Below are 14,648 nucleotides of genomic sequence, written 5' to 3' on the forward strand. Positions count from 1 at the left end.
CATGCCATCCTTGAAGTCCCCAATCGCGAAGAACCTCGTCCTGATCGCCGGCGCGGCCGGCCTGGCGCTGAGTCTTTCCGCCTGCGGCAAGAAGGCCCCGCCGATCGTCAACCCGGCCGCCACGGCGCGCACGGTCAGCCTGGCGACGGTGGAGACCCGCGCCATCGAGGGCGGCCTGACCGCTTCGGGCGTGCTGATCCCGCGCGAGGACACCGCCATCCAGCCCGACGTCACCGGCTATCGCGTGGCCCGGGTGCTGGTGGACGAGGGCGACTGGGTCAAGGCCGGCCAGCCGATGGCGACGATGGACGACAGCCTGCTCAAGGCCCAGGTCGACCAGCAGGTGGCCCTGGCCGCGCAGCAGCGCGCCGCCGCCGACCGCGCCGACGCCGAGGCCGCCCGCGTTCGCGGCAGTGACGCCGAGGGGCTGCTGTCGCAGGAACAGATCGACGCCCGCCGCTTCTCGGCCAAGAGCGCCCGCGCCGCCGCCGCGGCCCAGGAGGCCGCCGCGGCCGCCATCAGGGAACGCGAGGCGCACATGGTGGTGCGCGCGCCCTATTCCGGCCTGGTGATCGAGCGCACCGTGCGCCAGGGCGACCTGTCCGGCGTCGGGACCACCGCCTGGTTCCGCATCGCCAAGGATGGCCAGGTCGAGCTGGCCGCCGACGTCGCCGAGGCGGCGCTGGGCAAGCTGCAGCCGGGCGTGCCGGCCGCCGTCACCCTGGCCGACGGCACGGTGGTGCACGGGACCATCCGCATCGTCAGCCCGCGCGTGGACACCAACACCAAGCTCGGCCGGGTGCGCATCGCCCTGCCGGTCGACCCGCGGGTGCGCAGCGGCGGCTTCGCCAAGGCCAGCTTCTCGGGCATCACCCATCCCAGCCTGGCGGTGCCGGAAACGGCGGTCCGCTTCGACGCCGACGGCGCGGCGGTGATGGTGGTCGGATCCGACAACAAGGTCGTGCGCGTGCCGGTCACCACCGGCCAGCACGGCGAGGGCTGGGTGGAGCTGCTGACCGGTCCGGCCGCCGGAACCAAGGTGGTGGCCAAGGCCTCGGCCCAGCTGACCCCCGGCGACTATGTGAAGCCCGCCGCGGCGGGCGCGCGATGAGCGAGAAAGGCGGCACGTCCGAACTGCGGATTTCCGCCTGGGCCATCCGCAACCCGACGCCGGTGGCGGTGCTGTTCATCGCCCTGGTGGTGGCCGGCCTGTTCTCGTACTTCCAGCTGCCGGTGAAGAACTTTCCGAACGTGGAGTTCCCGGCGGTCTCCGTCACCGTCACCCGCAGCGGCGCCGCGCCGGCGGAAATGGAGACCCAGGTCGCCCGGCCGATCGAGAACGCCCTGTCGGGTCTCTCCAACGTCGTCACCATCGCCTCGTCGGTGAACCAGGGCGAGAGCACCACCGTCATCCAGTTCGAGCTGGGCCAGGACCTGCAGAAGGCCACCGACGACGTGCGCTCCAAGGTCGACCAGACCCGCGCCGAGCTGCCGCGCGACGTCGACCCGCCCATCGTCCAGCGCCTGGAGATCGACGACCAGCCGATCATCTCCTACGCCGTGGTCGCGCCGAACATGAGCGAGCAGGACCTGTCGTGGTTCATCGACAACACCCTGACCCGCGTGCTGCAGGCCCGTCCGGGCGTCGCCCAGGTCAGCCGGGTGGGCGGCGTGGACCGCGAGGTCAACGTCATCGTCGACCCCGACCGCATGGCGGCCCTGGGCGTCACCGCCGACCAGATCAACACCGCCCTCAACGCCGTCAGCATCGACGCCCCCGGCGGGCGGGTCAGCGTTGGGGACCGCGAGCAGACCCTGCGGGTGCTGGGCGGCCCGGCCAATGCCGGCGACATCCGCAACCTGACCATCCCGGCCTCCGGCGGGCGCTTCGTGCGGCTGTCCGACGTGGCCGACGTGGGCGACGGCTCGTCGGAGGTGCGCAGCTACGCCCTCTTGAACGGCAAGCCGGTGGTGGGCTTCCAGGTCTCCAAGACCAAGGATTCCAGCGACGTGGCGGTCGAGGACCAGGTCGACGCGGCGCTGCACGACCTGCAGTTCGGGACCAAGGCCAGCTTCGGCCACAAGGCCACCGCCCCGCAGTACCCCGACGTGCACATCACCAAGATCCTGTCGCGCGTGGATTCCACCCGCGCCGGCTTCTCGGCGACGGTGGAGACCCTGCTGGAAGGCATGCTGCTGGCCGCCGGGGTGGTGTTCCTGTTCCTGCGCGACTGGCGCGCCACCGCGGTCACCGCCGTGGCCATGCCGGTGTCGCTGATCCCGACGTTCGCCTTCATGCACATGTTCGGCTTCTCGCTGAACATGGTGACCCTGCTGGGCCTGACCCTGGTGATCGGCATCCTGGTCGACGACGCCATCGTCGAGATCGAGAACATCGAGAAGCGCACCCAGCTGGGCATGCGCCCGTACCAGGCGGCGATCGAGGGGGCCGACCAGATCGGCCTGGCCGTGGTGGCCACCACCTTCGCCCTGGCGGCGGTGTTCTTCCCGGTGTCGTTCATGCCCGGCATCCCGGGCCAGTTCTTCCGCGAGTTCGGCCTGACGGTCTCGGTGGCCGTGCTGTTCTCGCTGGTGGTCGCGCGCCTGCTGACGCCGCTGATGGCGGCCTATTTCCTGACGCCCAAGGAGCCGCATCCGCGCAAGCCCCTGCCGGCGTTCTACATGAACACCCTGACCTGGGCGCTGGACCACCGCTGGGTGACGCTGGGCATCGCCACCCTGCTGTTCTTCGCCTCAATGGCCCTGTTCGCGCCCCTGCCCAAGGGCGTGCAGCCGGAGGGCAACCCCAACTACTACACCGTGGTGGTGGACGCCCCGCCAGGCTCGACCATCGCCGACATGCGCCAGGTGATCGACGCGGTGGACAAGGAGCTGGCCAAGCAGCCGGAGACCGAGGCGGTGTATTCCACCGTGGGCGCGGGCGGCGGCGGCGGCGGTCCCGGGGGCGGCTTCGGCGGCGGCGCGGCGGGCATCACCAAGGGCTCGGTCACGGCCATCCTCAAGCCCCACCGCGACGCGCGGGTCGGCCAGATCCGCGACCGCATCCGCCCCGCCCTGCGCCAGATCCCGGATGCGCGGATCACCTTCGACAACTCCGGCTTCGGCGCGGCGGGGGTGTCGATCATCCTCACCAGCGAGACCGGCGAGGGCCTGGAATCCACCGCCCTGGAGCTGCAGCGCGAGATGCGCTCGATCCCGGGTGTGGCCGAGCCGCGCTTCACCACCCCGCCCACCGGACCGGAGGTGGTGATCAAGCCCCGGCCCGACGAGGCGGCGCGCCTGGGGGTCAGCGTCAACACCATCGCCTCGGCCGCACGGGTGGCCACGGTCGGCGACGCCGATTCCAACGTGCCGAAGATGAACGACGGCGAGCGGCGGATCCCGATCCGGGTGCGCCTGCCGGTGCAGGACCGCGCCGACCTGGCCACCATCAAGAACCTGCGCCTGCCGACCGCCTCGGGCGGCTGGACCACGCTCGACACCGTGGCGGACGTCTATTTCGAGGCCGGCGCGGCGCAGATCAGCCGCTTCGATCGCAAGCGCAACATCACCACCACCGCCGACCTTTCCGGCGGCGCGCAGCTGGGCGACGTGCTGCAGAAGGTCAACCGGCTGCCGATCCTGCAGCACCTGCCGGCGGGCATCGCCCCGGCCTCGCAGGGCCAGGAACAGGCGATCGGCCAGCTGTTCGGCGGCTTCATCGCCGCCATCGCCTCGGCCGTCGGCCTGGTCTACGCGGTGATGGTCCTGCTGTTCCGCAGCTTCTTCAAGCCGGTGGTGATCCTGGCGGCCCTGCCCACCGCCATCGGCGGCGCCTTCCTGGCGCTGCTGCTCTGGCACTCGATGCTGGCGATCCCGTCGCTGATCGGCTTCCTGATGCTGATGGGCCTGGCGGCCAAGAACTCGATCCTGCTGGTGGAGTACGCCATCGAGCGCGAGCGCGAGGGCCACTCCCAGCGCGACAGCCTGATCGAGGCCTGTCGCGAGCGGGCCCGGCCGATCATCATGACCACCCTGGCCATGGCCTCGGGCATGCTGCCCACCGCGCTCAGCCTGGGCGAAGGCTCGGAATTCCGCCAGCCGATGGCCGTGGCGGTGATCGGCGGCCTGATCACCTCCACCGCCCTGTCGCTGGTGCTGGTGCCCGTGGTCTACGAGTTCGTCGACGACGTGGAGCGCTGGCTGTCGCCCCGCTTCGCCAAGCTCGTCACCCCCCGGGACGCCCCCCTGCAGCCCGCGCCGCAGGACCGGCTCTGAGCGTTTAGAGCGCGTAACCCCTCACCTTCCCATGGCTGCGCCATGGGCCCCTCCCTCTCCCTTTGGGAGAGGTGAAGGTCGGCGGCGACGCCGCGGATTACCCCTTTGATTACACGGAACAAAACACCTCTCCAATAGGGAGAGGGAGGGGCCCGAGGTCAGCGCGGCGGCGCTGAGCTTGGGAGGGTGAGGGGTTCAGGCGCCAGCCCGTTGGTGCAGCCATCGGCCGGCCGCCTTGTCCGCATTCCCTGAGGTCACCCCGCATTGACCTTCACCGCACGAGCGCCTAACCCCCGGCCTGCGACAGGTTCCCCGCAAGGGGATCAAAAGGGAACTCGGGTGAGAGACCCGGGCTGCCCCCGCAACTGTAAGCGGCGAGCCGCGCGTCAACAGCCACTGGGCCCTCGGGCCTGGGAAGGCGACGCAATCCGGTGCTGACCCGCGAGCCAGGAGACCTGCCCGTCGCGGTCGTCCTTCGTCCGGCCGGGGTGCGCCGAGCGAACGGGGAATCCCCGAGCGGCGACGTCTGAGCTGGCCGCCGCGCGCGGTCCGCCGCGGCGCGCCCTTCCACGCACGTCCGGCGGTCCCGCGCGACGGTCCTGGATCGTTGCGACTGGAGGGGATCAACCCGATGAGACCACTGACCTGCCTGACCTCGTATTGCGCCGGGGCCGCCGCCCTGGCCCTGACCGCCGCGCCCGCCACGGGCCTGGCCGCGGACGCCGCCGCCCTGGACGCCGGCAATCCCAACACCGGCGACGCCACCGTCGACACCCTGGTGGTGGTGGCCAACCGCAACCCCGAACCCCTGTCCCGCATCGGCCAGTCGGTGACGGTGCTGGATACCGAGACCCTGCGGCAAAGCCAGGCGGTGGCCCTGTCCGACATCCTGCAGCAGACCCCGGGGGTCAGCCTGGTGCGCAACGGCGGCCCGGGCCAGACCACGTCGCTCGGCCTGCGCGGCGCCCAGGCCGAGCAGACCCTGGTGCTGATCGACGGGGTGCAGCTGAACGACCCGTCGTCGCCAGGCGCCGGCTTCGACTTCTCCAATCTGCTGGTGGGCGACATCGCGCGGGTGGAGATCCTGCGCGGCTCGCAGTCGACCCTGTGGGGCAGTCAGGCGATCGGCGGGGTGGTCAATGTGATCACCACCGACCCCGCGGCGGGCCTGTCCGGCGACCTGTCGGCCGAGGGTGGTTCGCGCAGCACCCAGTACTATCGCGGCGGCGTCGGCGGAAAGCTGGACGCCTTCAGCTTCCGCGTGGCGGGGGGCTACTATTCCACCGCCGGGATCTCGGCCTTCGACAGCGCCTTGGGCGGCAAGGAGCCGGACGGCTTCAACGCCGGCGCCTTCTCCGGCCGCGCCAGGCTGGACGTGACCCAGGACGTGCAGCTGGACCTGCGGGCCTACTACACCCACGCCAAGACCGCCTTCGACGGCTTCTCGACCCCGAGCTTCAGCTTCGGCGACGACAGCGAGTACGGAGAGGTCACCGAGTTCGTCGACTACACGGGGCTGAACGTCGCCGCCTTCGACGGCCGGCTGAAGAACCGCCTGGCGTTCGAGTACGCCAGCACCCGCCGCCGGTCGTACGATCCCGCCGACGCCCCGACGCCGCAGACCTTCTACGGCGACGGGGCCGACACCCGGGTCGAGTACCAGGGCACGGCGCAGATCCGACCCGGCTATGTGGCGGTGTTCGGCGCCCAGCACGAGCGCACCAGCTTCTACACCGGCTCGCCGGCGTTCTTCTCCGGCCCGACGGCGGCCGCCTTCACCATCGACAGCGGCTACGGCCAGGTGCAGGGCGAGGTGATCAAGGGGCTGACCCTGACCGGCGGCGCCCGCTACGACAGCCACAGCGCCTATGGCGGCCACACCACCGGCCAGGTGGCCGGCGCCTGGTCGCTGAACGGTGGGACGACGGTGCTGCGCGCCAGCTGGACCCAGGGCTTCAAGACGCCGTCGCTCTACCAGCTGTATGGCGATTTCGGGAACCCGGCCCTGCGGCCGGAGACCTCCAACAGCGCCGACGCGGGCGTCGAACAGCGGCTGCTGGGCGGCAAGCTGGTGCTGAGCGCGACCTGGTTCCGGCTCTCCAGCCGCAACCTGATCGACTTCGCCAGCTGCACGACCCCCGGGCCGTTCTGCGCCTCGCGCCCGTTCGGGGCCTATTTCAACATCAACCGCGCCCTCTCGCAGGGGGTGGAGCTGCAGGGTTCGGCCACGTTGGCCGACGGCCTGACGCTCAGCGCCAACTACACCCACACCGACGCCACGAACCAGCTGACCGGCAAGGACCTGGCCCGGCGGCCGCGCAACGCCGCCAACGCCACGATCAGCTACGTCTGGCCGTTCCGGCTGACCACCGCCTTCGCCATCCGCTACGCCAGCCGCAGCTTCGACGACGTCGGCAATATACGGGCGCTGCACGGCTCTACGGTGATGGACTTGCGGGCCGCCTATCCGCTGACCGACAAGCTGGAGGTCTACGGGCGCATCGAGAACCTGGCCGATGAGCACTACGAGACCGCCTACCAGTACGGCTCCGAAGGCCGCGGCGCCTTCGTCGGCGTGCGGGCGCGGTTCTGAGGTGAGCGAAGCTCCCGCATCTCCCTCTCCTCCCCCCATGGGGGAGGGGGACCGCGGAACGGTGGAGGGGGCTCCAGCGGAGCGCCGGCCTTCGGCGTCAAGCTGGAGCCCCCTTCCCCAGCTTCGCCGGGATTTCCCCCAAGGGGGGAAGAGAACCGTGACCCGGCGGATAGCCCTGGCCGCCGCCGGCCTCGCGCTGACCGGCGCCGCCCCGCACCTGCCCCGCGTCGTCTCCCTGAACCCGTGCCTCGACGCCATCCTGGTGCGGGTCGCGGACCGGGCGCAGATCGCCGCGCTGAGCCATTATTCCCGCGACCCGGACGGGTCCTCGATCCTGGCCATCGCCCGCACCCTGCCGTCCACCTGGGGCACGGCCGAGGAGGTGGCGGTGCTGCGCCCCGACGTGGTGCTGGGCTCGGTGCACGCCGACCGCCAGGTGCAGGCGGCGCTGGAGCGGATGGGCGTGCGCAGCCAGCGCTTCGACGTGCCCGACACCTTGGCCGGCTCGCTGGAGCAGGTGCGCCAGGTCGCCGCCGCCGCCGGCCATCCGGACCGGGGCGAGGCCCTGGTCCGGCAGATCGACGCGGCCATCGCCGCGGCTGCGCCGAGGCCCGGGGAGCGTCCGGTCAGCGCCCTGCTGTTCCAGCCCAACGGGCTGGCCGCCGGCAAGGGGACGCTGATGGACGAAGTGATGGGCCGCGCGGGCCTGGTCAACGCCGCCGCGCGCTATGGCGTGTCCCGCTGGGGCAACGTGTCCCTGGAGCGGCTGCTGGCCGACCCGCCGCAGCTGCTGCTGGCCGGCCAGCCGGCCCCGAACGCCCCCACCTGGGCCGACCGGGTGTCGAGCCACCCGGCGCTGAGGAGCCTGGCCGGCCGCATGACCCGCGTCACCTTCCCCGAACGGCTGGCCTATTGCGGCGGGCCGGTGCTGATAGAGACCGTGGCCGCCCTTGCGGCGGCGCGGCGGGCCGCGGAGATGCGCGCGTGAGCCGCCGCAGCCTAGGCGTGGCCATCGCCCTGGCGGGGCTCGTCGCGCTACTGGCCGCCGCTTCGCTGATGGCCGGCAAGGTCTGGGCCCCGTTCGCCGCCTGGACCGCCGGGGCCGACGACCCACGCTGGGCGATCGTCTTCCAGCTGCGCATCCCGCGCACCGTGCTGGGCGTGCTGGTGGGCGCCGCACTCGGCCTCTCCGGGGCGGCGCTGCAGGGCTATACCCGCAACCCCCTGGCCGACCCGGGCGTGCTGGGCGTCTCGGCCATGGCCGCGTTCGGCGCGGTGATGACCCTCTACCTGGGCCTGACCGCCGCCGCGCCCTGGGTGATGGCCGCGGCCGGGATGGCGGGGGCGATGGCCGGGGTGGCGGCGCTGCTGGCGCTGGCCGGGACCTCCGGCGGCATGGCGACCTTCGTGCTGGCGGGGGTGATCCTCAACACCGTGGCCAGCGCCGGCGTGGCCCTGGCGCTGAACCTGGCGCCCAACGCCTGGGCCGCCCAGGAGATCATCGACTGGCTGATGGGCTCGCTGGCCGACCGCTCGATGACCGACGTGAGCATCGCCGCCGGACCGATCCTGGCCGGCTGCGCCATGCTGCTGGCGCTCGGCCGCGCCCTGGACGCCCTGACCCTCGGCGAGACCGGCGCGCGCTCGCTGGGCGTCGACCTGGGCCGCACGCGGGTGCTGCTGGCGGTGGGCGTCGGCCTGGCCTGCGGGGCGAGCGTCGCGGTGACCGGGGTGGTGAGCTTCGTCGGCCTGGTCGTGCCGCACCTGCTGCGTCCCTGGGTCGGCCAGCGGCCCGCCGCCCTGCTGCTGCCCAGCGCCCTCGGCGGCGCGGCCCTGGTGCTGGCGGCCGACATCCTGGTGCGGCTGACCCCCTCGGCGGCCGAGGTCAAGCTGGGCGTCGCCATGGCCGCCCTGGGCGGGCCGTTCTTCCTGATGATGCTGGTGTCCATGCGCCGGAGGCTGGCGTGAACGCCCTGGTCGCCGAGGGGATCGGCGTCACCCTGGGCGGGCGGACGATCCTGGCGGGGATCGACCTGGCGCTGCGCCCCGGCGAGGTGACCGCCGTCGTCGGTCCCAACGGCGCGGGCAAGTCCACCCTGCTGGCGGCCCTGGTCGGCCTGCGCCGGCCCGAGCGGGGCGGCGTGCGCCTGGCCGGCGCGCCGGTGCTGGACCTGCCCCCCCGCGAGCGCGCCCGGCGGATCGGCTTCCTGCCGCAAAGCCCCGAGATCGCCTGGGCGCTGGAGGTCGAGGCCCTGGTCGGCCTGGGACGCATTCCCCACATCGGCGGCGCCGGCCTGACCGCCGAGGACCGCGCCGCCGTCGCGGCGGCCCTGGCGGCGACGCAGATGACCGCCTTCGCCGGCCGCGACGTCACCAGCCTGTCGGGCGGCGAGCGCGCCCGCGCCCTGATCGCCCGGGTGCTGGCCGGCGCGCCCCGCTGGCTGGTCGCCGACGAGCCCCTGGCCGGCCTGGACCCCGGGCACCAGCTGGACGCCTGCGCCCTGCTGCGCGCCTTCGTCGCCGACGACCCGACCCGCGGCGCGATCCTCACCCTGCACGATCTCGGCCTCGCCGCCCGGGTCGCCGACCGGGTGGTGGTGCTGAAGGACGGCGCCGTCCTGGCCGACGGTCCCCCGCGCGAGGCCCTCTCGCCCGCGGTGCTGGCCGAGGCCTACGGCGTCGACGCCTGGTTCCAGGACGGCCCGGACGGGGCGGCGTTCACGCTGAAGGGGCGGGTGGGTCCGCGCGGCGACGCCTGAACCCCTCACCTTCCCACGCCCTGACGGGCGCGGGCCCCTTCCTCTCCCTACGGGAGAGGTGATTTTTAGGCCTGATCAGAAGCTTAGCCTCACACCAGTCCACCTCTCCCATAGGGAGAGGGAGGGGCCCGCGGCAGGCGCGAAGCGGCTGGCGTGGGAGGGTGAGGGGTTCCGACCTCCCCGCCAGCCCCTAAACCATGGCCGGGACGGGGCGGCGTTCACGCTGAAGGGGCGGGTGGGTCCGCGCGGCGACGCCTGAACCCCTCACCTTCCCACGCCCTGACGGGCGCGGGCCCCTTCCTCTCCCTACGGGAGAGGTGATTTTTAGGCCTGATCAGAAGCTTAGCCTCACACCAGTCCACCTCTCCCATAGGGAGAGGGAGGGGCCCGCGGCAGGCGCGAAGCGGCTGGCGTGGGAGGGTGAGGGGTTCCGCCCTCCCCGCCAGCCCCTAGACCATGGCCGGGACGGGGCGGCGTTTACGCTGAAGGGGCGGGTGGGTCCGCGCGGCGACGCCTGAACCCCTCACCTTCCCACGCCCTGACGAGCGCGGGCCCCTTCCTCTCCCTACGGGAGAGGTGATTTTTAGCCTGATCAGAAGGTTAGCCCCACACCAGTCCACCTCTCCCATAGGGAGAGGGAGGGGCCCGCGGCAGGCGCGAAGCGGCTGGCGTGGGAGGGTGAGGGGTTCCGACCTCCCCGCCAGCCCCTAAACCATGGCCGGGACGGGGCGGCGTTCACGCTGAAGGGGCGGGTGGGTCCGCGCGGCGACGCCTGAACCCCTCACCTTCCCACGCCCTGACGGGCGCGGGCCCCTTCCTCTCCCTACGGGAGAGGTGACTTTTAGCTTGATCAGAAGCTTAGCCTCACACCAGTCCACCTCTCCCATAGGGAGAGGGAGGGGCCCGCGGCAGGCGCGAAGCGGCTGGCGTAGGAGGGTGAGGGGTTCCGCCCTCCCCGCCAGCCCCTAGACCAGCGCCCCGTGGTCCAGCCTTGGCAGCACGTGGCGGGCGAACAGGTCGCATTCGGCCTGGTGCGGGTAGCCGGACAGGATGAAGGCCTCGATGCCCAGCGCGCGGTAGGCGTTGAGCTTGGCCAGCACCTGGTCGGGGTCGCCGACGATGGCGGCGCCGGCGCCGGAGCGGGCGCGGCCGATGCCGGTCCACAGGTTGGCCTCGGCGTAGCCATCGCCCGCGGCGGCCTCGCGCAGCTCGGCCTGGCGGCGCACGCCCACCGAGGCGCTGTCCAGCGACTTCGCCCGGATCGCCGCGCCGGCGTCGGCGTCCAGCCGCGAGAGCAGCCGCTCGGCGGCGGTGCGGGCGGCGGCCTCGGTCTCGCGCACCACCACGTGGGCGCGGTAGCCGAAGCGAAGGGTTCGACCCCGGGCGGTCGCCCGCCGGCGCATGTCCTCCACGATGGCCTTCACCGCCTCGATCTTGTCCGGCCACATCAGGTAGACGTCCGCCCCCTGGGCCGCCGCCTCGCGGGCGTCCTCCGACAGGCCGCCGAAGTAGAACAGAGGGGCCCTGCCGCTGACGGTGCGGATGCGCGGCGGGTCGATCTTCAGCGTGTAGAACTCGCCCGCATGGTCCACGGGCTGGCCGTTCATCAGGGTACGGAGCAGGTGCATCAGCTCGACCGTGCGGCGGTAGCGCGGGCCGCTGGCCAGAGTCTCTCCGGGCATGTCGCTGGAGATGATGTTCACCGTCAGCCGCCCGCCCAGCATCTGGTCGAGGGTGATCAGCTGGCGCGCCAGCTGCGGCGGCCACATTTCGCCGCAGCGGATCGCCGTCAGCAGCCGCAGGCGCTTCAGCATCGGGGCGATGCCGCCGGCGAACGCCAGGGTGTCGATGCCGAGGCCGTAGCCGGAGGGCAGCAGCACGTTGTCGAAGCCTCCCGCCTCGGCCGCCAGGACGATGTCGCGGCAGTGCTCGAAGCTGGAGGCGAGGCCCGCGTCGGGCACGCCGAGGAACTCGTAGTCGTCGTCGCACAGGGCGGAGAACCAGGAGACTTCGCAGGGCGGCAGGGCGGTGGGAGGCAGGGCGGTCACGGCAGAGGCTTTCGGTATTTCAGTGAGGACTTAAGGTGAGACCCTAGGGCAGCGGCGCGCCGCGGGCGGCGGTGAGCACGCCGTACCAGTCGGCGCGGCTGAGCTGCACGGTCAGGGCGCGGGCGGCCTCGGCGATGCGGGCGGGGTCCTGGGTTCCGACGATCGGGATCGGCCGCGCCGGATGCGCCAGGATCCAGGCGTAGGCGATCACCGCGCGGGAGACGCCCTCGCGCCGGGCCAGGACGTCCAGCACCGCGGCGACGGCGCCGGCGCGGCCATCCGGCGTCGCCCCGTCACCCAGCCGGCCACCGCCGAGCGGCGACCAGGCCAGCACGCCAAGATCGCGCTCCATCGCCTGGTCCAGCAGGCCGCCCTCCAGGGGCTCGATGGCCACGGGGGAGAACTCGACCTGGGTGGACGCCAGCGGGAACGGCAGGTGCGCGGCCAGGGCCGCGGTCTGGGCGGCGGTGAAGTTGGACACCCCGACCGCACCGATCTTGCCGGCGTCGCGCAAGCGCTCCAGCGTGCGGGCGAGGTCCGCCGGGTGGGTCAGCACGTCCGGGCGGTGGATCTGGAACAGGTCCATGCGCTCGACGTTCATCCGCTTCAGCGAGGCCTCGACCGCAGCGGTCAGGTAGGTCTGGCTGGAATCGTAGGGAACGCCCGGCCAGATGCCGGCCTTGCCGCCCAGCACGAAGCGCTCGCGCAGGCCGGGCGAGGCCTTCAGCACGCGGCCCAGCAGGGCCTCGGCGGCGCCGAACGGCTCGGCGTTGTCCAGGCCGTAGACGTCGGCGGTGTCCAGCAGGGTGAAGCCGGCCTCCAGGGCGGCCTCGACGCGGCGTTGCGCGGCGGCGACGTCGTCGCCCCGGAAGCGCCACATGCCCCAGGCGATCGGCGAGACGGTCAATCCGCTCTTGCCCAGGGGGCGGGGGGCGGACGAGAAGGTGATCGCCGTCATGCGCGGGCTCCCTCGCGGTGCTTATCAAGGATCAACAGATGGTCTCCAGGGTTCGGATCGGCATCATCGGCGCGGGGATGATGGCCCGCGAGCACATCCGCAACCTGCGCCTGCTGCCGGGCGCCGAGGTGGCGGCGCTGGCCGACCCGGTGGTGGTGTCGATCAACAAGGCGCTGGAGGCGGTCGGCGACCAGGAGGCCGAGCCGGCGATCTTCCAGGGCGTGGACGACCTGGCCGAAGCCGTCGCCGCCGGCAGCCTGGCGCTGGACGCGGTGATCATCGCCAGCCCCAACTTCACCCATCGCCAGGTGCTGGAGCCGCTGATGGGCAGCGGCCTGGCGATCCTCTGCGAGAAGCCGCTGTGCACGACCCTGGAAGACGCCCGCTGGGCGGCCGAGGCCGCGGCGGCGCGGGCGGCGCCGTTCTGGACCGGCATGGAATATCGCTTCATGCCGCCGGCGGCGAAGTTCCTCGAGGAGCTGCGCGGCGGCCGCGTCGGGCGCCTGCAGATGCTGTCGATCCGCGAGCACCGCTTCCCGTTCTTGCGCAAGGTCGGCGACTGGAACCGCTTCTCGCGCAACACCGGCGGGACCATGGTGGAGAAGTGCTGCCACTTCTTCGACCTGATGCGGCTGATCGTCGGGTCGGAGCCGGAGCGGGTCTACTGTTCCGGCGCGATGGACGTGAACCACCTGGACGAGCGCTACGACGGCCAGACGCCGGACATCATCGACAACAGCTACACCATCGTCGACTTCCGGGACGGCCGGCGGGCGATGCTGGACCTGTGCATGTTCGCCGAGGGGGCCAAGAACCAGGAGGAGATCGCCGCCGTCGGCGACGCCGCCCGGCTGGAGGTGAAGATCCCCGAGGGGGCCCTGGTGTTCTCGCCGCGCACCGGCGTCGGCAAGCCCAAGCAGGTGCAGACCATCGTCATTCCCGTGGACGGCAAGGCGCTGAAGGCGGGCAGCCACCATGGCGCGACCTTCTACCAGCTGCAGGCCTTCCTGGCCGCGGCGCGGGGCGAGGGCCCGGTGCTGGTCACCGCCGACGACGGCCTGCGCGCCGTGGCCATGGGCGTCGCCGCCGAGATCAGCGCCCGTGAGAAGCGGGTCGTGGCGATGAGCGAGCTGGGGTTCTGACACCCCCTCCCCGTCACCCCGGATCTCCGCTGCGCTGCGGCCGGGGTGACGGGGAAAGAGGGGCAAGGATGGAAGCCGTGAACACACTAACGCGTCTGCCCGCCATCCACCGGGATCACGGCGCCGGTGAGGAAGCTGGCCAGGGGGCTGAGCGCGAACGCCACCGCCACGGCGATCTCCTCGGGGCGGCCGAAGCGCTTGAGCGGCACCTCGCGGTCGATCCAGCGCAGCCACATGGTCCTGTCGGGATGACCCTCGGTGGTGCGTTCCGCCCAGTCGCCGCCGGGGAAGATGATGTTGCCGGGGGCGATGGTGTTGACCCGCACGTTGGCGGGGCCGGCGATGCGGGCCATCTCCTTGCCCATGTGCGCCATGGCCGCCTTGGCGGTCCCGTAGGTCAGCGGCGAGCCCAGCGCCGCCAGGCCGGCGATCGAGCTGATCAGCACCAGCGAGCCCTCGCCGCGCGCGGTCATGCCGCGCAGCACGGCGCGGCCGAAGCGGAAGGCGGAGTCCAGGTTTTGGCTCATGGCGGAATCCCAGACGTCGTCGGGAACTTCGAAGCCGGGCGGGCTGGGGTGCAGGCCGACGTTGGCCACCGCGCCCCACACCGGCCCCAGCGCCGCCTCGGCCCCGGCCACGGCCGCGTCGATCACCGCGGTGTCGCGCATGTCGCCGGCCTGGGCCCAGATCCGGCCGTCGCCGTGGATCGCCGCCAGGCGCGCCCGCTCGGCTTCCAGCGCCCCGGCCCCGCGGGCGGTCATCGCCACCTTGGCGCCCGCGGCCAGCAGGGTTTCGGCGATGGACAGGCCGATGCCGCGGCTGGCGCCGGCGATGAACACCACCCTGTCCTTCAGCTGCAGATCCATGGGG

The 14,648-nt window shown here is 72.4% G+C and carries 10 protein-coding genes and 1 riboswitch; of the genes, 7 read left to right on the forward strand and 3 right to left on the reverse strand.

Going from position 1 to position 14,648, the window contains the following annotated elements:
- Position 1: 1 nt before the first annotated feature.
- The 6 genes from ACO2Q3_RS18685 to ACO2Q3_RS18710 all read left to right on the forward strand — a co-directional run bounded on the left by ACO2Q3_RS18685 (position 2) and on the right by ACO2Q3_RS18710 (position 9,630).
- The gene (locus ACO2Q3_RS18685) at positions 2-1,111 is read left to right on the forward strand and encodes an efflux RND transporter periplasmic adaptor subunit (protein ID WP_423309314.1); all 1,110 of its coding nucleotides are present in this window, start codon (positions 2-4) and stop codon (positions 1,109-1,111) included.
- Positions 1,108-4,278 (forward strand): efflux RND transporter permease subunit, encoded by a 3,171-nt coding sequence (locus tag ACO2Q3_RS18690; protein ID WP_423309316.1) that lies wholly within the window; start codon positions 1,108-1,110, stop codon positions 4,276-4,278. The genes ACO2Q3_RS18685 and ACO2Q3_RS18690 overlap by 4 nt, the downstream gene beginning before the upstream one ends.
- 288 nt (positions 4,279-4,566) lie before the next feature.
- Positions 4,567-4,755, forward strand: a riboswitch (cobalamin riboswitch).
- A 154-nt stretch (positions 4,756-4,909) separates the two neighbouring features.
- Positions 4,910-6,871: a TonB-dependent receptor plug domain-containing protein gene (locus tag ACO2Q3_RS18695; RefSeq protein WP_423309318.1), complete on the forward strand. Its 1,962-nt coding sequence runs from the start codon at positions 4,910-4,912 to the stop codon at positions 6,869-6,871.
- A gap of 157 nt (positions 6,872-7,028) precedes the next feature.
- Positions 7,029-7,859 (forward strand): ABC transporter substrate-binding protein, encoded by an 831-nt coding sequence (locus tag ACO2Q3_RS18700; RefSeq protein ID WP_423309320.1) that lies wholly within the window; start codon positions 7,029-7,031, stop codon positions 7,857-7,859.
- Positions 7,856-8,839: a FecCD family ABC transporter permease gene (locus ACO2Q3_RS18705; RefSeq protein WP_423309322.1), complete on the forward strand. Its 984-nt coding sequence runs from the start codon at positions 7,856-7,858 to the stop codon at positions 8,837-8,839. Before ACO2Q3_RS18700 ends, ACO2Q3_RS18705 begins: the two co-directional genes overlap by 4 nt.
- Positions 8,836-9,630 carry an ABC transporter ATP-binding protein gene (locus tag ACO2Q3_RS18710; protein ID WP_423309324.1) on the forward strand — a complete coding sequence of 265 codons (795 nt, stop codon included), beginning with the start codon at positions 8,836-8,838 and terminating at the stop codon, positions 9,628-9,630. Before ACO2Q3_RS18705 ends, ACO2Q3_RS18710 begins: the two co-directional genes overlap by 4 nt.
- A 965-nt stretch (positions 9,631-10,595) precedes the next feature.
- Here ACO2Q3_RS18710 and ACO2Q3_RS18715 read toward each other — a convergent pair.
- Both ACO2Q3_RS18715 and ACO2Q3_RS18720 read right to left on the reverse strand, forming a co-directional pair.
- A complete protein-coding gene (locus ACO2Q3_RS18715; protein WP_423309326.1) occupies positions 10,596-11,678 on the reverse strand; it encodes an LLM class flavin-dependent oxidoreductase in 1,083 nt (360 codons plus the stop codon).
- A 43-nt stretch (positions 11,679-11,721) separates the two neighbouring features.
- Positions 11,722-12,636 (reverse strand): aldo/keto reductase, encoded by a 915-nt coding sequence (locus ACO2Q3_RS18720; RefSeq protein WP_423309328.1) that lies wholly within the window; start codon positions 12,634-12,636, stop codon positions 11,722-11,724.
- 38 nt (positions 12,637-12,674) lie between these two features.
- Here ACO2Q3_RS18720 and ACO2Q3_RS18725 point away from each other — a divergent pair, with 38 nt between their 5' ends.
- Positions 12,675-13,778 carry a Gfo/Idh/MocA family protein gene (locus tag ACO2Q3_RS18725; RefSeq protein WP_423309330.1) on the forward strand — a complete coding sequence of 368 codons (1,104 nt, stop codon included), beginning with the start codon at positions 12,675-12,677 and terminating at the stop codon, positions 13,776-13,778.
- 86 nt (positions 13,779-13,864) lie between these two features.
- Here ACO2Q3_RS18725 and ACO2Q3_RS18730 read toward each other — a convergent pair whose 3' ends face one another.
- Positions 13,865-14,644 carry an SDR family NAD(P)-dependent oxidoreductase gene (locus ACO2Q3_RS18730; RefSeq protein ID WP_423309332.1) on the reverse strand — a complete coding sequence of 260 codons (780 nt, stop codon included), beginning with the start codon at positions 14,642-14,644 and terminating at the stop codon, positions 13,865-13,867.
- Positions 14,645-14,648: the final 4 nt, after the last annotated feature.

It is taken from the genome of Caulobacter sp. KR2-114 (assembly GCF_049446115.1).
Lineage (GTDB): Bacteria > Pseudomonadota > Alphaproteobacteria > Caulobacterales > Caulobacteraceae > Acaudatibacter.

Bases quoted from the DNA above. Each gene is read 5' to 3' on its own strand.
- ACO2Q3_RS18720 (WP_423309328.1), bottom strand. From the start codon at position 12,636: ATGACGGCGATCACCTTCTCGTCCGCCCCCCGCCCCCTGGGCAAGAGC.
- ACO2Q3_RS18725 (WP_423309330.1), top strand. From the start codon at position 12,675: ATGGTCTCCAGGGTTCGGATCGGCATCATCGGCGCGGGGATGATGGCC.
- ACO2Q3_RS18695 (WP_423309318.1), top strand. From the start codon at position 4,910: ATGAGACCACTGACCTGCCTGACCTCGTATTGCGCCGGGGCCGCCGCC.
- ACO2Q3_RS18685 (WP_423309314.1), top strand. From the start codon at position 2: ATGCCATCCTTGAAGTCCCCAATCGCGAAGAACCTCGTCCTGATCGCC.
- ACO2Q3_RS18730 (WP_423309332.1), bottom strand. From the start codon at position 14,644: ATGGATCTGCAGCTGAAGGACAGGGTGGTGTTCATCGCCGGCGCCAGC.
- ACO2Q3_RS18690 (WP_423309316.1), top strand. From the start codon at position 1,108: ATGAGCGAGAAAGGCGGCACGTCCGAACTGCGGATTTCCGCCTGGGCC.